13 protein-coding genes are annotated in these 18,771 nt (G+C 52.2%); all 13 read right to left on the bottom strand.

Annotation, left to right across the window (positions count from 1 at the left end):
- Positions 1-19: 19 nt before the first annotated feature.
- A complete protein-coding gene (locus B4C79_RS14280) occupies positions 20-2,668 on the bottom strand; it encodes a hypothetical protein (protein ID WP_291740531.1) in 2,649 nt (882 codons plus the stop codon).
- 140 nt (positions 2,669-2,808) lie between these two features.
- A complete protein-coding gene (locus B4C79_RS14275; protein ID WP_291751918.1) occupies positions 2,809-9,219 on the bottom strand; it encodes a hypothetical protein in 6,411 nt (2,136 codons plus the stop codon).
- Positions 9,219-10,952, bottom strand: coding sequence for a hypothetical protein (locus B4C79_RS14270; RefSeq protein WP_291742832.1), 1,734 nt, complete (start codon positions 10,950-10,952; stop codon positions 9,219-9,221). The genes B4C79_RS14275 and B4C79_RS14270 overlap by 1 nt, the downstream gene beginning before the upstream one ends.
- Positions 10,953-10,955: 3 nt before the next feature.
- Positions 10,956-11,540 carry a virion core protein, T7 gp14 family gene (locus tag B4C79_RS14265; RefSeq protein WP_291742834.1) on the bottom strand — a complete coding sequence of 195 codons (585 nt, stop codon included), beginning with the start codon at positions 11,538-11,540 and terminating at the stop codon, positions 10,956-10,958.
- A 2-nt stretch (positions 11,541-11,542) separates the two neighbouring features.
- On the bottom strand, positions 11,543-12,010 hold the full coding sequence (locus B4C79_RS14260) for a phage protein Gp13 family protein (RefSeq protein ID WP_291742837.1): 468 nt from the start codon (positions 12,008-12,010) through the stop codon (positions 11,543-11,545).
- Positions 12,007-12,516, bottom strand: coding sequence for a hypothetical protein (locus tag B4C79_RS14255; RefSeq protein WP_291742840.1), 510 nt, complete (start codon positions 12,514-12,516; stop codon positions 12,007-12,009). Before B4C79_RS14255 ends, B4C79_RS14260 begins: the two co-directional genes overlap by 4 nt.
- Positions 12,506-15,220, bottom strand: coding sequence for a hypothetical protein (locus tag B4C79_RS14250; protein ID WP_291742843.1), 2,715 nt, complete (start codon positions 15,218-15,220; stop codon positions 12,506-12,508). The genes B4C79_RS14255 and B4C79_RS14250 overlap by 11 nt, the downstream gene beginning before the upstream one ends.
- Positions 15,217-15,873 carry a hypothetical protein gene (locus B4C79_RS14245; protein ID WP_291742846.1) on the bottom strand — a complete coding sequence of 219 codons (657 nt, stop codon included), beginning with the start codon at positions 15,871-15,873 and terminating at the stop codon, positions 15,217-15,219. Before B4C79_RS14245 ends, B4C79_RS14250 begins: the two co-directional genes overlap by 4 nt.
- A gap of 68 nt (positions 15,874-15,941) precedes the next feature.
- Complete coding sequence (locus tag B4C79_RS14240) at positions 15,942-16,166, bottom strand: hypothetical protein (RefSeq protein ID WP_291742848.1); 225 nt, start codon at positions 16,164-16,166, stop codon at positions 15,942-15,944.
- A gap of 13 nt (positions 16,167-16,179) precedes the next feature.
- Positions 16,180-16,635 carry a Bbp16 family capsid cement protein gene (locus B4C79_RS14235; RefSeq protein WP_291751916.1) on the bottom strand — a complete coding sequence of 152 codons (456 nt, stop codon included), beginning with the start codon at positions 16,633-16,635 and terminating at the stop codon, positions 16,180-16,182.
- Between the two features lie 31 nt (positions 16,636-16,666).
- Positions 16,667-17,719 carry a major capsid protein gene (locus B4C79_RS14230; RefSeq protein ID WP_291742850.1) on the bottom strand — a complete coding sequence of 351 codons (1,053 nt, stop codon included), beginning with the start codon at positions 17,717-17,719 and terminating at the stop codon, positions 16,667-16,669.
- 12 nt (positions 17,720-17,731) lie between these two features.
- On the bottom strand, positions 17,732-18,445 hold the full coding sequence (locus tag B4C79_RS14225) for a protease (protein ID WP_291742853.1): 714 nt from the start codon (positions 18,443-18,445) through the stop codon (positions 17,732-17,734).
- On the bottom strand, positions 18,435-18,752 hold the full coding sequence (locus B4C79_RS14220) for an endopeptidase (RefSeq protein ID WP_291751913.1): 318 nt from the start codon (positions 18,750-18,752) through the stop codon (positions 18,435-18,437). The genes B4C79_RS14225 and B4C79_RS14220 overlap by 11 nt, the downstream gene beginning before the upstream one ends.
- Between the last annotated feature and the right edge of the window lie 19 nt (positions 18,753-18,771).

The following is an 18,771-nucleotide window of genomic DNA, read 5'->3' as shown; positions in this document are numbered from 1 at the left end:
CAATCAAATCATTAAAACTTTACGCAGAAATAGCTCCAAACGTTTTCCATGTTCCAGGAGTTCCCGCTGTTACACAAACCCACCCAATGTTTCCGCTTGCAGCGGGCGCAGTGTTCATACACCGATCACCGACCGCCCAAGTTCCGGCTGTGGGGGCTGAACCACCAAATATAACTTTATTCGGCACCCCTGAAACAAACATGTCTGAATAGTAGGATCGTCCAATTCCCGTGTTAAATGGGCCGTATGCACCAACCGCAGAAGGTAATTGAGCCAAAACGCCACTATAGAAATTATCATTCCCAACAAAGTGCGGCGTATCGTTTGCCGACCCGGCTGCGCTGGGCTTAACCAACGCGACCATCCCAAATGACCATCCGCTTTGAGAGCGGCCATCAGAAAGAAACTTGTTGCCAACAATTTGCCCGCTAGCGGCATGAGTAAAGTAAATCGCTCCATTTTGACCAGATGTTCCCCAGCCTTCAAATTTGTTGTTTTTTACGTTCACCTCACCTGCTGTTGCAAGTGCATAAAGAGCAAATGGTGAAGTTGTCGTGATGTAGTTTCCAACAACATCTACAGAGCCATAGAGCACCTCAACAGGAGTTGCTCCTTTAAATGAGTTCCCAGAAATAAGCGTGTTTTGCCCGAAGTTATAGACCGACCTTTGGGTAGTGCCTTCAAAACTGTTTCCAGTAATCACCGTTTTTGCAGCATAAGGCACGGCAGTTGATGCGCCACCAGTTAAAACACCTACCTTACAATCTACGAAAGCATTACCTTGAATGATGTTCGAATTAGATGCTGGATCACCAACAACAGCCACAGAAACACCTACAGCCGCACAGTTCGCGTCTGCGTTGGTCAAGCCATATATTTTGTTGTTTGAAACAATGCAAGAGTCGCAAGTTGCAAGCTCAATGCCCTGGTAATTCCAAGCGCCGCGAATTTCGTTACCTGTAATTGTTTTGTCGTAGGCCTTGGCGCATGAAATAGCAATATGTGAAAACGTATCAACATCATTGCCAATTAGCACGTTGTCCCGAATCACGCCACCATTTGACCAGTATTCAATGGCAATGTCCGATGCGCCGCCGCCGCCAAGCCCGTTGGTTTTATTGCCAATGATTCGGTGCGCTGTGTAAGCGTAAGGGTCTGTTCGAGAGAACGAATTGTTCTTTGAGCGGATCATGATGTTTGCATAAGCCGCGCGACCGCAATTGTTGAATGTGTTTTTCTTAATCGTCCATTTACTTGTTGGAACGTCGTTCAAGTCTTGCTGAGTTACATCGTCAGTCCATCCAGCAATCACGCCAATACCGATATTAGTCAGCACGTTGTCTCTGACGACAGAACCCACTGAACTTTTGGTGCCTACAACGAACGAAGTCAGTGTGCGGTCGCTGTTGAGTGCCGTGACTTTTAGGCCGGACACTTCAACGTAAGAAGAATTGGTGATGTGAATACCAGCGCCAATGCTACTTACTCCGTCACGGTTGTTGATAACGGCTGAGTCAAAACGAACCTCGCCACCAAAGCCAACTACCTTTGTATAATCTGCACCATCAATAACCAGCCACTTTGCGACTTGAGCTAAGACGACTCCTTGAACCTTAATCACTTGTCCAGGAACTAATCCGGTCAAAGCCTCGGAAACCGTGACCATAACCCCATCTGGAATAGTGACATGCCTTCCGGTGTTAATTGCGTCTTGAAAGCTGGCGTAATCTGAAACACTCACATATTCTCGAAGTTTATCTTGAACACTCCGCTGTATAGCGTATACGCCATTCTGAATAAATCCAACAATCGAAGCCCCAATGCTCGACACAATCCGGTTAATAAACCCCTGCACAGTCGTCCATAAACCCGACTCCGGCAACTGCGTAACAACCACATCAGCGGTATCAAACCCTTGTGGAACTGCCACGGTTCCACGAACTTGAATATTGGGCTCTCCTGGCACGCTGGGCGCAGCAGGTGGGGTTGTAAACTTGATTACAGCGCCGGCCAGCAGCACAAAATCAATCCCGTTGCGCAGTGAAACGCCATCAACCTGCACATCCATGTTGGCCAGCAGCGCTGGGTTTGCGCTTAGTGAAAACTCGGTTTCAACATCGTCGCCTTCGAACTGGTCCACAAAAGCGGTACCAAAAGCCACCGTGGTGGCAATGTCTTGCGGGGATAGATTTACCAGTTGATTGGCTTCGCCGTTCCAGCCCAGCACGTTTCCTGCGGTAGGCTGGGGAAGTTGAGTGCTGATCGATGAACTGGAAGATGCTGGAATGCGCAATGTTCGTTTTGCCATTTCAAGCAGCTGTTGTACCAGAATCGTCACGCGATCCAGCGCGTCTTCAATAGTCTCGGGTTCAAAACCTGATTGGTTTCGAATATCGGTGCCTTGATCATAAATAAGGTCACCAATAATTACAGTATTTGCCCCACCGGAAATTGCGGTGTTCAATGTGACCGAACCGCCTGGTGTGTTGTCTTGATCTGGGTTCAGGGTTACAGAGTATTCGCTGTCCAGTACCAAGATGCTTTCAACACCAGCGGCACTGGTCCAAATAACCTGAATGTCTTCTTTTGAGAAAACTTTGAATTCGAACGGGAGAATGGTGCCGCCGAAAAACGGCCCTGCTTTGCGATCTGTGCTTTGAACTGTCATGTGCGGTACCCCTTGGCGATGCACGAATTTTCACGTGCATCGCCGGGGTTAAGCGCACCCCATCAATCTCGTGAGGGTGGGCCAAGCAGAATTGAAGTGGCCGGTGCTTCACCTTCTTCCCAGGCAACCCAGCCTTTAATTTATTGACGGCTTTCTTTGCTTGGTGTCCCCGTCACAAGGCCGCGCACAGCATCGACCGGGCTGGTAGGCTCTATTTGCCCATCTGCCACTCCAACAAGGTAACTTATTGGTCTAGATGCGGCCATGGCTGGCAAACCAGTAACAATACCCACGGCTGTAGCAACATCTTTCACAGCACGAGCCTTACTTCCATCTTCAACCATGGCTTTATAAACTGTAGAAGGTGCTCCAACTGAAGACTCAAGCAGGCTCACCGCTGGTGAGGCGCCCACCCGATCATCCATCGGGTTACCGTTGAAACGATTGATACCGGCATTGGCTAATTGGCCAACAAATGGAATACCAGCCAGCAAAGTTTTTAAAGTGCCCATGCCAATAGCTTGAGACAACCAGTCATCTAAGTAACCGTCATCATCCTCATCTTCTGGGCCGCCACGAAACGCTATTGCAATTGCCTCTGCAATCCAGGCGGGAGCTAGAACACCAAAAAAAACGATACCCAAGGCTCGGCCAGCCCCCTTAACCAAGCCGACATCGCTCGCCACCTGCTGCAGCCCAGTAACAGTGGTGTTCGCCACCATATTGAAATGGCCAAAAAACTGAGTGGACATCCTGGCATATGCCGGGCCAGTTTCAATTCTGCTCACATCCTCAGCTTGGTTTGACCCTTGAGTTTTTCGAACAACTCCATCTGCAAAACGCACAGCGTCTTGATCGCTCATTTTTTCAGATAGAGCTTGGTTGTATGCCCCAAGCCAAACGATTGGGCTTATCACGTTATCAAACGCCGCTTGAAGAAAATAAGCGTGCTTTTGCGACCAAGCTTGAGCATTTTGATACAGCGTTGGATTCAAAAGAATTTGGCTCATTGAATCATTTATCGCTGCTATTTCGTTTTGCATACGATCACGCATCGCAATTGAGGCTTCAGCCACCAATTCGCTGGTTTTTCGTGGATTCGAAATGTATTGAGCGGTTGCGCGCTTGATGTATGAAGGCTTTATGCCTGCTCCAAAAATACTGACAAAGCCTGTAATTTGTTGAAGCGTGTTCGATATATTTCCAAACATCAGCTGCATACCGGCCCGATTTCTCACGACAGAAAGAACACGAGAAACCCGACCGTCACCAACAATAGGCGTTTCAACCTGTTGCCGTGCTGACCGGTTCAACCAGGGTATCAGCATACCCTCGTAGGCCGCTGGGTCCATCCTGTTTAAGCCGTAGCTTACCTCCTTCCTCATTAAAAGCCGCTGAACATCTCGCACCGGGGCTTCCATGTGGGAAAACAGCAAAACTTTGTCTATGTGCTGGGCAAGTGTTCTAAGGTCTAAAACGAGCGGCCTGTTGTACTCAGTCCGTGACTTGGTAAAACCTTTGGATGTCGATGGAAATGAAAAGGCCATGTTCTCGTTTTCTGCCTCGGCCAGTTTGCGCAAAGCCGCATCAGGAACAATCTCCGGGTCTGCTTGCGCGGGCACATAGCCACCCTTATAAACCCCAAACGGAGTGTCAAAACCATCAGCCGTCACTTCATCAAAATACCGACCATAGACATCGCGATGGGCCTTTTGGGCAAGTGGCTTCATTTCCTCAAGTAAATCCCATACGCCCTGTGCAAAATCGTAATGCTCTTTTTTTAGCAGCCCATCGGCATGCATTCTGTTAATGAAGTTATCCCACCGCGATGTATCAAGAGAGCCGTCAGGGTTTTGTGTTGCCCACTTCCTGCCAAGTAGCAACTTTCGTTTATTTGATTCATTGCCCGTGTGCAATATCGCATGCAGTAATTCCGCCGTGCCAACACCGTTTTTCCCGGCTCCGAAGGTATACCCAAGCTCAGGTGCTTCAATTTTACCTTTCTGGATGTTCGGTGCCACTTCCTTGACCAGTTCCGCATATTGCTTTCTGTATTTCATCCTGTCTGTACGGTACCGGTCTGCCGCTTCTTTAACTGGCTGGAAAATGTAACGCAAGAACGGGCCACCAAACTTGCCGTCTTTTGCTTCCGCCCATTGCTCAACGCGCCTAAGCAGGGCTCCGGCAAACTGCAAACCCTTTCGCGCACGGTCTTGGTCAGTAAGTGCACTTTTTTCACCGGGCACTTCACTTGGAACGCCTATCTCGTTGATTCGATCACCTACAGCTGCGGCAATGTCATCAAGATTAACTTTCTTTCCATCAATTTCTATTTCACGCATGCGCTTGGCAGCGTTCCACATTGAATCGATTTCTTGGTTTAAAACGCGCAGCTCATCAAGGGTCAGCTCATTGAGCGGCTTTGCATCTGCAATCGCTCTTTCCACAGATGGATTTAATGACTCAAACATCCGCGGGTCTTCACGCTTCAGAACCTCCATGTACTCCTGTGCGCTATTCTTGAGTCGAGGAGCCAACCCGTAAGCCGAAAGAATTGCCCTAGCTGCATTTACGATGTCTGGGTTTCGTCCTTTTTCAACCAAAGTTTTATTGTTGCCTTTGGTTACAAAAGTGAAAAACTTCCTGATTTTCGCTATTTCATCCAGTGCCGCCACGGCTTCTTTGGTTACAGCGCCGTTCAATACCTGATTTCGCTTGGCCTGTGCCAGCGCGGCATAATCTCCCGCCTTCTGTGCTGCCATGGCTTCGCGCCCTGCCTTCGACTCGGCATTGGCAAACTGGCTTGGGCGAATATCCTTCAGCTTTTTGCGCCCCACTATATCTCTGGCAAACTGTTTAGCGGCCTTCAAAATCAGGTTTACCGAACCACCGCGCGGGGTTCTCTCGCGCTGGTTATTGATTTGATTCAGTGCCTCAAGCTCTGTGGCCACAAAGCGGGCGCGGGCGTCATTGTGAATTGCTTCTTCCGCTGCACGCTCAATTTGCTCAGCGGTGGCCAGCTCGGAATACTCTTGCAAAAGGCGTTCGTCAGTTAAACGTTCAATTACCTCGGATGGTTTTTCAGCTTTAATCAACATCCGAACCAAATCATCGCCAGAAGAAAAACCAAACATATCAGCAACATAATCAGGATGAATGCCCTCTTTCGCTGAAGTCATTCTTTCTGAGGTTAAGCGCTGCCAATCCAGCAGGGCATATTTATCAAACCCAGAATCGCCCTTGCCGCCATACATTTCAGAAAGCGCTTCCACCGAAAACTTACCAGCCGGGGTATCTGGTCCATCTGATTTTGATTTGAGAAACTGCCAGGCTTGATAAATTGGTCGAGCCATCACTTCAGCCGTAACATCAGCCATCATTTGTTTTCGAATATCTCGCGCTCTGGCTTGAATTTCCTTGATCGCCTTACCCTTGGCATTAGCAAACCACTTCATGTCGGCCAGGCTCTTGCGCTGCAACTGCTCAACAGCGGTGGCGGTCGCGTCTTTGCCTTTCGCCTGGTATGCCTCCCACTGCTCCTGGTTCATGCCTGCTTCTTCAGCGGTTTGGACGGTGGGGAACATCGAGCGGGCAAACTCGGCCTGTTGAATTTGCGCATCAGTGGCCAGCATACGGTCCATCACCTGGCGAATTTCCGGGCTCAGGTTGGTGTCCAATGCGCGGTCAGTATTGCCACGGAACTGAGCCAACAGGTTCTTGTACACATTCTTGATCCAGGCACTGAAGGTGCGGAAAGCGTCGCGCAGTTCAAGGCTGGGTGCCTCGCCTTTGATTAAATAAGCCTCAAACCCACGGGCAAACTTTTCATGCATGGGGCGGCGTTCATCAATGCTCATTGCCCGCCACTGTTGCAAGGGCGTAAGCTCGGGCGAACCTTTTACACCCATCCAGTCCAGAATCGCGGCCATGTCGCTTTGCACTCGAGCTGGTGCATCTGGCCTGCTGGCCAAGTCGGAATACACCTCAAGGAAGAAGTGGCCACTTTCATGGAAAAAGGTGCTGAGGTCTGAACCAGCGGCCAGTGTAAGCACTGAAGGCGTTTGGGTTATGTCGTTGCCAAAGGCGATTGAGCCGCGTTCTCCTTGCTCCAAAATCTCAATATTGACCTCAGACCCATCATCCAATACACTTTGACTCAGGGTGTTCGCACCCTCCGAGGGTTCTGAACCCGGGGCTATTTCCCCGGTAACATCAGAGCCCTTTTTCTTTTGAAGCAGCGCATCTGGATCACGGTTGATGTTGTAAAACAAATTGCCGAACTGATCCTCACCCAGCGTCACACCTACTCGAACGTCGTTGCCGCGAAGTTGTACGGTCTTCTGAATGTGATGAAACGCCACAATGTCATCGCTACGCACCTTATCCAAAGGAAAGCGTCCGATGTATTCACCGGACTGAATAACATCGGGAATAAACTGCAATAAATCTGTTTTTGAGGGATCGGCCTTCACCCCACCCTTAAACTTTTTCCATCCCTTTCCGGTAATTCTTACCTTACCCAGGCCTGGCCTATCAATTTCTTTACCCTGCAAATTGGCTTTGAAATATTCACGCGCCTGCTCAAAGTCCATTACTGGTTCATCAGCTTTTGCCTGATCAAACCGCCCGCCACCTGCCAAATCAGGCAGAAAGTCTGCCCGAATCTGCAATGGGTACCGCTCAAAAGCCTCGGTCGGGGTTACACCCAAGGTATCGGCCAAGGTGGAATAAAACGACTTGGCAAAGCTGGCTTTCAGTTCGTTTGAACGAGGCTGAAAGCGACCGGCCTTGTTCAGTTGCTCGAGTAACTGCCCCTCTACCTGGTCAGCACTCTCCATAAAAGCGTCGGTCTGCGCTTGTTGGCCAATTACACGCTCAGCTTCCTGCTGGAAAACCTGCGTTTGCTCCTGGTAAAACACCTGAGCCTGTTCCTCGCTCATGGCGCTTACATCGGTGCGCAAGGAAGGAATCAGCGCTTCATCCAGCCCGGTACCCGCCACCCTCGCCATGTATTCCGATACGGGAATCACAATATCGCCGCCGGCAGCCAAGGCCTCGGGCAACTGTGCGGCAACACTTGGGGAGGCCTGGCTCAATTCAGCCACGCTGATACCAGACTGGTTCAACTTGTTCACCAGTGTTTGGGCATCGATGTACAGGTCCTGAACTGGGCCGTCTTCAACAACACGGTCGATGTACTGCTCAAACGCCTTTGGGTCGCGCTCTCGGGCCTTACTGGCGCTGCTGTCCGCTGCCATGTCACGCAGTACTTGGGCATTTTGCTCTGCGCCCTGTGCCTGGTTAACTTGCGCTTGAATCTGTTGTTGCACCTTCTCAGCCGCTGCGATCGTGTCGCGCATTCTGGCTGCACCGCGCGCATCCCGGTAATTGGCTGGCACCTCAATAATGGCCGTTGGAATTTCGGCAAATGCCTCAAGCAGAATTTCGCCGGGATTGAATTCACCAGTCAAACCCTGTGCAGTTGCTTCACCAGCTGCGCCACCAGTCGCCTGAATACCCAATTCACCAGCCGTGCGTGCTGCAACTGATCCGGTTGACGAAGTGGCGCCAGCCAGCAATCGACCCGCCACACCCGCGGTAAGTGCATCAAACAATGCAATTGGAATGCCTCGCTTTAATGCCTTCTCGCGCGCTGCCTCCATCACTTCTGGGTTGGCCATCGCGCGGCCAATTGAAAAGGCATCGGTTGTGCTGCCACCGCTTTCTGTCACCACCTCGTTAATGGTGTTTGCATATTCCACGGCGAAGCTTCCCGTTCCTGCGCCTACAGCACCGCCAACAGGTCCAAATGCTGACCCTAGTGCAAAAGCAGCAATTCCGGGCGAACTAGCACCCAAGGATTCGAGCGTCACTTCCAGCACAGATTGTGGGTTGCGGATAATTGCCCCAGCGGCCTTTGCCGTTTCTCCCAGTCGAGAATACTGAGTAATTTCCGTCAAGCCATCTGCCACATTGGCCGGCATCGGGAAACGTTCAACCTCTCGATTGCGTTGCGCCAGGTTCACTGCAAGTTCTTCCGGGGCCCCATCGTACAGGCCCAGCTCGCTGGCAATAATCGAAATTGAACCACGCGCTCGAGCGAAGCCTCGTTGTACAGGCTCGGTGATGGCACCAAAAAAGCCGCGCTCAATCGGCTTCATCCCACCATACAGCTTGGACTCCATGCGTTTGAGCACGTCCAAATCGTCGCGGGCAATCTTGGCAAATTCGGGGTTCTGCAGTTCGTTGGCCAAGCGTGGGCTTTCGGTCACCAGCCCGTCAAACTGTTGCAGCTGAACTTGTCGCTCAACATCGGGCAGGTTCCGTTCTACGACCGCTGCAGGAATGCCCGACTGCTGGGCAAGCCTTCGTGCTTTGCCAGCAGCATCAGGTTCCACGTCCATGGCACTCACCATGCTCGATCGCAAGGCCTTACGCTTTTCGCTTTGCAAATACTCCGAGTACGGGTTTGCTGTTGGCTGGTTCACCGTTGGTGCTGGCTCAGCTGCCTGCGGGTTTGATTGCAGGTAATCCAGGTATTTGTTGTCCATCAGCGGTTCACTTCTGTGTACAGGTTAAGAATGGCCTGCTCTGTGACTGGTCGACCGTCAGCCCTGAGAGCCTGCTCAATTTGCTGACGCTCTATTGCCGGAATAGATTGAATCAGGGCGGATGTCTTTTTTTCTGGCTCCAAACCACGAACAAAGGCTGCTTCATCCTCTGTGCCCTGCACTTCAAACAAGCGCTTGCTGGCTGAATACCAGGTACCGCCACCCTGAATAAGCAATCGATCGAGCACCTTTTCACGCTCATCAAATGTCAGCTTCTTGCCATTGGCCACCTGCTCGGCAACAATCGCATCGTTTGCCGCACGTTCAAACTGGGCTTTTTGTTTGGTGTCTTTGTTGTCCCAACCAAGATCGCGGTACCGCAAGGTCAATTGCTGGTCGTATGTGCGCAAGTCCTTCAGTTCATCTGGCTGTTGAACCTTGCCCTGCAGCTTGATCATTTCCTGTCGATCCGAAGGGCTCAGCTTGTCGAACACCTGGCGCAAATCACGCTTTGCAAATACGGCCGGATTATTGATCGCTTCCTGATGCAAACTGTAATACACGTTGTCGTCGGTCTTGATCGCCCTTCCCTCGGCCATACTTTGAGCTTCTTTGCGCAAGGCCAGTCGCGTTTTACCGTCCATGCGGTTCAACACACTGGCTGGAATTGATGACAATCTGCCAGTTCTGGAAAACACATCGTAGGCTTCGTCAGCTGCCTGGCGTTGATCGCTTTCCCGTGCCTGGCTCAGTTCACCAAAGCGGGTTTTGATCTCGGCCACAACAAACTCTTCGTCTTGGCCTTGAAACGATTCTCGCGCCTGTCGAATGGCGTCCACCTCAGTCAAACCATCGTTCAAAGCTGCATCGGCAAACGACTGGGCCTTCACCTTCATTTCGCCAGTGCGCACCAATTCCTCAAGGTTCAGTCGTTCAGCACCGGCAATCTCTTCCTTGTTGGCCTCGTAATAAGCCTTGGCGCTGCTGGGGTCGGCATCAATGCGCGCCTGAATGACCTGCTTGTGAAACTTGCTGGTGTAAAGCTGCTTTTTTAGGTTGGTTACGCTTGAATCCTCGCCAGTGTCAGCAGCATAGAATTCCAGGCGGCGCAAACCGTCTTGCTTCATGCTTTGCAGTGCGCTCAGTGGCCCGGGTACCGGTTTACCATCTGGCCCAGTTTGCGTGGTACCAGCAGTTGAAAACTCTTCACTGTTCATCATCTGCGCAGTGGTGGCCGCGCTGTTGATCAGGGTTTCAAGAGTGGCATTGGTGGATTGCTCAAGCGACTTTACCCGTTGCTGATTCTCAAATGATGAGAACCGCTCAATGCTCGGTAACTTCATCTTGGTTGCAGTTTGATTAAATATTGCCCTTTGACGATCGTTGGTAAGGCCTTCGGAATACTTCGCCACGTTGTCCTGAAACCACTTGTCCACATCCTTGGTAATTCCCCAGGCTTTGTTGCCAGTGCGTGTCAGCGCCTCTTGCTCAAAGCCAATCAGGCTTTCACGAAAAGCGGCCTCGGCCTGAAACACCATGTCAGCGTCTTCACGCTGCTGCATGTCGGCTGCAATGTTGCTCAGCCCTGCGCCGGCACGCAACAAGGCGTTGCCAGCCTCTTGTGTCTGGCGGGCACCAGCGCCCAGCAACTCGGGCGAAGCAATGCTTTGTTGTTGAACGCTGGGTAAACCACGCAGCTCGGTTTGCTGCTGATACTTGGGTACGGTGGGCATGTCTTACCTCACTTTGAAACCAAGGCTTGGCTGGGTCGGCAAAGAATAGTTGGGGGTGATTGGGGATTTATTGCGGTACCAAGAATTGGCCACTGCACCAGCACCAGTCAACAAAGTGGGCAGCGCTGCGCCAATAGGGCTTTCCATGCCCGCGCGTGCATCCAGCAGGTTGGCGTTGCCAATCTGGTTCGAGCCTTGTGTGCGCAACGCAGCAGCTTCTCGGTTGCTGTTGTCCCGTACATTCAAGGCATCCAGCTCACCGAAATAGTCGGTGTCCAACAAAATATTCAGCGCGCTGCCTTCGCCAAGGTCAATCCCGTTGGCAGCCAGGCGCGCACGTTGCGACCCTCGAAGCTGTGCAGTGCGGCGGCGAACATCGTTCTCGGCCACTTGGCCACGGCGAATGGCATCACGCGCCTGGCTTTCGCTGTACTCGGCATTGTTTCGTGCAACTGAAGCCTGGTATTCCAGGCTGGCTTTGCTGGCCTTGCTTTGGTTGTAAGCGCCATAGGCACCTGCTACGGTACCGGCGATCATCAAACCTTGTGAGGCAGAGGCCAGAGTTGCCGCGGAGGCTGGTTCACACATAATTACCCCATCGTGAATTTGTGAAACGGCAAGCCTTGGTGGCCAATGGGTTCGGCATCATGAATGGTGAAGCCCAGCCGCTTGAGCCAGCGAATACTTGCCGTGTTTCGCGCATCCACATAATTGATCAATTGTGGATACTGCGAAGTCATGGACTGAATGTAATCGCGGCCATAACGGATAAGCGCACCGCTGAATTCCCGCACCCGGTCTGTGCCCAATAACCACGGGGCCCCCACACCACCGATTAACGAAACCGGCGCCACACCCACCAGGGAAACTGGTGTTCCATCGGCAGCAAGGCCACACACGCACCAGGTTGATCGTTTTACTGCGTTGGCCAACACATAGTGCAGGTCGGCATCCTCGCCTCGCATGGCAAACACCTCTTGCCGGTCAGCCTCGCGCATGTGCTCAGCAATATATTGGATGTGCTCTGGCGTTGGCGCCACAAACTGGCCTTGGTTCATCGCAGCCCCTCAATAATTTTGTGGTGTGTATCAGATACACCCGCACCCACCCAGTTATTCCCAATGTGGTCAGGCTGCTTGGTGTCCCACCGTTGGATAGAAAGGAACATTGCACCCATGGGCAGCGTTTGGCCAGCATGCACATCGCCCTGGTTGATGCGAACGCCCTTGCCTTTGGAAAAACTCAGAAACCTATCATCGTCATAGCCATCGAAGAGTGCCTGTCCATTGATCACGAATCGAACATGGCCACTGATGGGGTATTCGATGGTGTCTGTGCCTGGGTGCACGTGCTCGGGAATCCACACATTGGGCTGCACCACAATCAGTTCAATTTGAAAGTTGTCATCGCGGTGCAGAATCCCGGCCTGAACGCTGCCAAAGTCTTGGCACCAGGTCAGTGGCGCATTCATGGCACACAACGGCAAGGTGTTGATCGCAGCTTCGGCAAACTCATGAAGATCGTCTTTAATGCCAAATAGGCAATGCAGCTTTTTACCCGCCAATGTCCACCTCCGGAACAATTCCAAGCACAGTCAAAGGCAATGGGTCTGCCTGGCGAATACAAATAGGAGTGTCCAGCTTCCACTGGCCGTGAATGACAATCGGTATTTGCGTGGTTTTAAGGCGCGGGGCAGCGCCATACGGCTCATTGGTCCTTGGCTTGTCTTCAGTCAATCGGTCAAACGCTGGGCCAACAAAAATGCCGCGAGAACGGTGCACGCGCACATACAATTTGCTGATGTTTTTCACTGAGCCCTGTCCGAAGGCTTGAATCTCGATGGACAACGGCAAGGTTTGAATGTCGGAGAAGTACCCAAGCCCCACCTGTACCTTGGCGGCTGGCTGATCCAGCGTGATTGATCCACCCGTCACCACCCGCACTGGGCGAACACCACCGTCGCCCAGGATAGAAACCGTTTCACCTTCAAGATGATCAAGCCCGGAAATGGTGGTCACGGTCAGTGCCCATTCATTGGCATCGATCGTGGCCAAGTCGGCTGGGAAAGGCCGATTGATTGTGCAAGTCACATTGCTTGCATCTACAAAGCCGGTGATTGTGGCCTGAGCTGTAAGAAAATCACCGCCTTCGCCTTCACTGTCGACCAGCTGGTACCGGTAGGAAATGCGCCTGCCCACATCGCCAGCAACAAAGACCGCAGCGGAAGCAGAGAACGGCACGCCGGTTGCACCTTGAGTTTGTGCATCGGCATCCAGAGTCAGTACAGCATTTACGCTGCCATCATAGGTAAGGCCAGAGTCAACGAAGAAGCAATCTTCTGGGTCTTGAAAGCGGCGCGAAGCTGAACACTCAATGTATTTCACCCACTGGCCATTGATGTAACGATCAACAGCGGCATACAAAATATCGTCATTGCCTTCGGGTATTGCGCATACCGAACGGAATTTGCCTTTGCGCGTGCTGTGTTGATGCCAGGCCACCACCTGCTGCTCAGGCAAGTAGGTGAGCCCAAGCAATCGCCCATCACTACGCACAAACCAACCAATCTTGTTGGGTGCCTTGGCATAGGTCATGTCGGTGATGGTGTAGTCGTCAAACAAATGCGGGGCCAACACGCTGATGTCGTCCGAGCTGTAGCCGCTTGATTCCCACTCATAGGCCATTTCCCGAACACGACCACCCCGAGCCTGGGCAAACAAAACCTTGCTGCCAGTCAAAATGGGTTGCACGTTGTTTGCACCTTCGTACGACTGGGGCCGGGCTGAAATGGTATTCGGGGTCAGTGCGTCGCTGTTTTGGCTGATCACCCTGAATTCGGCGCCAGAGGTCAGCAGCAGCAAGTCTCCGATCGGCACAACATGTCGAACGGTGTTCAACTCGCGCGCACGCACCCTAAAGGCAATCGCATCATCATCCTGGGTAGGAATGGAATTGCTCAGGTTGTTTTCCGTGGCGCTTTTGGTCATCCAGATGTTCTGGGGCCTGTTTGTGGTTCCACCAAACACGCGGCGCTGCTCGAAGTAACCCACTGCTGCGGGGTAGTTTCCGGTACCCACAAATGGGTTGTTGGGTATCGGTGGTGTTTTGGTGGTGTCAGGCGTGATGTTGTCGTCGATGAACGAAGTTCCCTGCGCCTGGCCAATGTAGCCCCATACCCCGTTGAAGTCTTTGTACACGTTGTAACGAAATGCACCAGGTGCAGCAGTCCAGCGAATGGTGTTCTTTGCATCGGCGGCTGCAAGGTCGTTTTTCACAGCAGCCAAGGTGATGGTTCCGCCACTCACATACGCCGGCAAAGCAGATGTATCAATCGCAACGCCATTGCGGGTTTTCAGAGTTAGTGTGTCAACCGTGGGTGCACTGTTGACCAGGTAGTACTCGTCGTTCAGCGACACTGGCCCCACCAACCCATCCAGGTAAACTGGATCATTCTCAACAAAGCCATGGCCTACCACACCGAAGACGCCCGGGCTTGCAGCAGTCAATGAAGTCACTGCCTTGGCTGTTGCCGGGTTCAATGCCTGGTCCGCCTGGTAGCTTTCTTCAACACCGTCTTCGTTCACAGTGGTCAGCGTGTAGGCATACAGAATCGTGCCGGTACCGTCAGTCACTTCCACAGTCAGGTCGGTGGGCGCCACCACCGTGGGCTCAAACTGAATGGGCGTTAACACCCAATCGGTCGCACCCATTCGCCGCAATTCGCTGGGCGGGTAGCTCGGGTGGGTAATGGTGAACACATCGGCTTCTTGCACAAAATGCAGGTCCATTACATCGGCGCTTAGGTACGGCGTGGGTACCTCGAAAATATCGCCATCGAGCGGGTACCAGAATGTGGCATTGGGCGGTGCATTGCCGGTGGTTTCAGCCTTGCAGTAGTAATTAACTCCACCTTGAACAACCAGGTCGCCCGGTTCATACGGTGTTGCACCGTTGTAAGCGGCCACACCAGACACCAACAGGGTTGCGCCATTGCGGTGAAACCGAATGTATTGGTCGCCCACCTCCATTGAAAACGCCTGGTTGTCGCTGAACACAAAGGGCAACATGCGTACATTTTTGCTCACATCGCTGAAATACTTGGCCTTGCGAACAAATGGAAAGCCCGGCCGGTTCTGCACCGGGCCTTGCGGCAAAACAATCATGTTCAGGCATTTTTCCAGCCCGGTAACCACTTTCACCAGGTCTGTTCTGGCTACCAGTTCAGAAGTGACCTCACCGCCGGCAAATGAACGAATCAATGTCTTCATACTTTGCGGTTCCGTCCAAATGGATCGTAGTAATTGGTGTCATTGCCGCGCGCCTGAATCCACTCTGGCCGGTGGTTCTCGAGCGTTTTCAGGTGGCGTGCATTTGAATCCATGGCAATGGCTTTGTTCAGCTCAGTGATGTGGATTTGGTAGCACGAGGTTTTCAGGTTGGACTTCTTGGTGATCGGCCCGGCAATGTAGCTGGCCAATAGCCAAGACACGGCACTGACAAAAAGCGGGGTGAATTTGGTGGTGTCAGTTACGCGGCGAATGTACTTGATGTGCGCATTGGGCTCGTTGGTGAAAATCGCCTCGCTGCCGTTCTCCAAAGTCTCAATCACATAGTCCATCGTGTCGCCCTCCTGCTCCGAAGTGGCACATTCAGGCAGGATGGAAATCACACGAACGCAATCACTTGGCTTTGCGTAGGCGTATTGCCAGTTGCTGCGATCGTTCGTCACCTCAGAAAGGTTTTGCCGGCGCGTGGCGAAGTTCCACATGTGTTGCTCAAGGCAAATGTCACGCGCCACTGGGTAAAACCGGGCGCAGGTTTCAGCAATTGGGCCACCCTCGGGCGGCCTGATGCTTGAAATGGTGGCCTCCTCACCAATGTGGGAAACACTCAAATTGCAAATATCAACTTCACTGGCCATGGCTACACCTTAGAAAAAAGGGCGCATGAAGCGCCCTGAAATATTGTTGAGGAGACAAGTTCAACAAATCATTTTGGGTCGCTAGCGCCCTCACCTTCTTTCTTGCCAGCGCCTTCGCCGCCAGCATCACCTTCACCAGCAGCCTTCTTGCTTTTGGGTGCTGGCTCTTTTGCTTCCTTGGGTGATTCCACTGGCGTGTACCAGCTGGCCTTGCGGCCATCGGGTACATTGAACTTTTCGCCTGGTTCACGAATGCCGTCGAAGTAGCCACGAACTTTTGCAATTACCAACATGACTCAACCTCCTTTACTGAACCGAGAAGCCAGACTTGTATGGCTTGTTGGCGTTGACGTTGTGTGCCAAGAAAGCGGAGAACTTACCCGCTGTCAGTGGGCCTGTTGCCACGGTGTAACGAATACCCATGTAGCGCTTGTAATCAAACGCTTGGGGCAGCTTTACAGCAACCAGGCGTTGACCAGCTTCGAGTGCTGCCAAGGCCAGCGCACCAGTCGAATAGTGCACAACCGGGTTTGTGCTCAGGGCTTCGTTCTCAGCTGATTCCAGCGTCACTGTCAGGGTTGCAGCACCAGCAGCAGTCGCGGTTTCGTCACACTGCACCACCAGGTAAATGTCGCCATCCACCCCAAGTGCCTGCCCAACGTTGGCCACGCTTTCGCTGTTGTTGTCGTACACGTTCGTGCTGATCGCGGTTGCAGTAACCGCCTGTTCAACCGAAAACTCATTTTGTGAATCGATAATCATGGTTCATGCTCCGTTTGGTTGGTGTAGCCGCTTAGGCCACAACGCGTGCTTCGGTTGTAAGCAGCGCATCGACTGTTCGAATCGGTGTGCCGAGGAACGACAAAGTGCCGTTGTTCACGCTGCCAGGTGCCACGGTACCGAACTGGTTGATTGCAGGCTGAATGGCCAAGACACCGCCAGAAGATTTGTCCAGTGCCGCTACACCAAGCATTTCCTTGACAGTGCGGTGTGCATAGAACGCACACTTACCCATGCCCTGCATTGGAATGCGAGCCATGGCTTTAACCATCAGCTTGATGATCGCAGTTGCCGCTGTAGGTGCCTGAGTTCCGGTTTGCGCCAACAAATCAGAGACATCAATGTTGGCAATACGCACCACATAGCGCCAATCGCGAACTGTAAGACCACACTTCCAGTCCCACAAATCCGCAAATGCGCGGAACCGGTTGCGATCCTCGTCAAATGCGTCGATTTCGCCCAGGTCTTTGTGATTCAGACCAGCAGTGCTGCCCTTTGGGTAAATACCGTGAACGGTGTTCTCGCCCCAGCACACCAAGTAAATCGATGTGTTGTCATCACCGGTGCCACCTGCATCAATCACGTTCTGTGAGGACTGTACGGCTGGGTTCAGTGTTGAATAACGGGGCGCAAAACCGGTAATTCGTTCCTGGTTTAGCGTTTCACTTTCATAGATCACCGCAGTTTGCAATGTCTGGTTCATGGATTCCAGGAACGACATGGCTTCCGACAAACGGAACTGCTGAACATCACCGCCAATGAAAGAATCGACGTCGACCTCAGAACGTGCCTGCAACATGCCGCAAGTATCTACTACCTTGGCGCGCTGTGACTTGGAAGGTGGCGTACCTTTGTAAAGCCTGCGCCATGTAACAGCTGGCAGGCCTACGCGGACGGTTGACTGGTGACCTGTTACCAGGTTGCCTTCAAGCCAAGGCATGTCCAACAGCATTTCGTTGGTCTGAGCCAGCAACTCAATAGTCGCTGCAATTTTGTTGTCGGGCCCCATGGCCTTGGCCATGTCGAGTAGTGTCACTGCACCTGATTGTGATGGAAGAGTAGCCATTTAATTGCTCCGTTAATTTCCGTTTCCGCCGTACAGCGCATTTGCTGCACGTTGCATAAGAGGTTGATTTGCGTTGCTTGGCGCTTTACCGCCATTTACAAATCGATCCTCGCTAATTGCTTTACCCACGTTGTAGAAAGCGTTGATCACCTCGGGGTGATTGCCCAATCCGCTCTTGTCCAGTAGTTGCTTCAGCTCTGGTGTCGCGAACGTATCCAGGGCTTTCTTTGCAATTCCCAAGTTTTCCTGCAATGCATCGCCGCCGAATCGCTTGTCGGTTTTGCTTTGCTCGGCCCACTCGGCCTGCGCTGCTTGAATGGTTTCCACCTGTTTGGCTTCCCACTTGGCAGCCAATTTGGTGCCAAGGTCGGTCAGCTTCTGGGCAGACTCGTTTTCCAAACCAAGTTCTTTGGCAATGCCCTTAAACTCGTCCAGTGCCTCGGCATCCAACTGCATGCCTTCGGGTGCTTTCAGGTCGTACTCAATGGGTTCTTTCTTGTCCCCATCGGGTTTGCCTTCTTCACCTTTTTTGGCTTCACCTGGCTTTTCACCTTCACCGGCTGGCTTCGAATCGGCTTGCTGCTGCCCACCGTTTTCATCTGCTGCTGGTGTCTGTGCCGGTGCTCCGGACTGGTCTTGGGTTTCAGTGCTTAACAACGTGGTGTCGGCTGCTGATGCAGCCTGTTCGCTTGCGGCGTCGGTGGTGGCTTGGCCGTTATCGCTCATTACTCATGTGCTCCTTAAGCATCACAACAAACTGCTCTGCGCAGTGTTTTTGGATGTCGCTAATCAGCATCAGGCCTACGTTTCTTGTGCCTTCGAGGAAGAATGTTTGTGAATTGCCTGTAAAACTGGATTGGTAAACCCGGGTTCTCTCAAGCAAGCGCCACATAATTCGACGACCGCGTTTGTCTGCCATCAGCCAACGAAAGTCGTCTTCCTCAATCTTTTTGATTCGCTGCTTTTGCGCGTCAGTTAAGTCGCGCTCTCGCAGCTCTTCATCGGTCATCAGGAATTCGCTTTCTTTGTCCATGCGCACACATTAAATGCGG

Source organism: Limnobacter sp. UBA7229 (genome assembly GCF_002473065.1).
Taxonomy (GTDB): Bacteria; Pseudomonadota; Gammaproteobacteria; order Burkholderiales; family Burkholderiaceae_B; genus Limnobacter; species Limnobacter profundi.
This window is presented reverse-complemented; position numbering and strand designations above follow the sequence as displayed.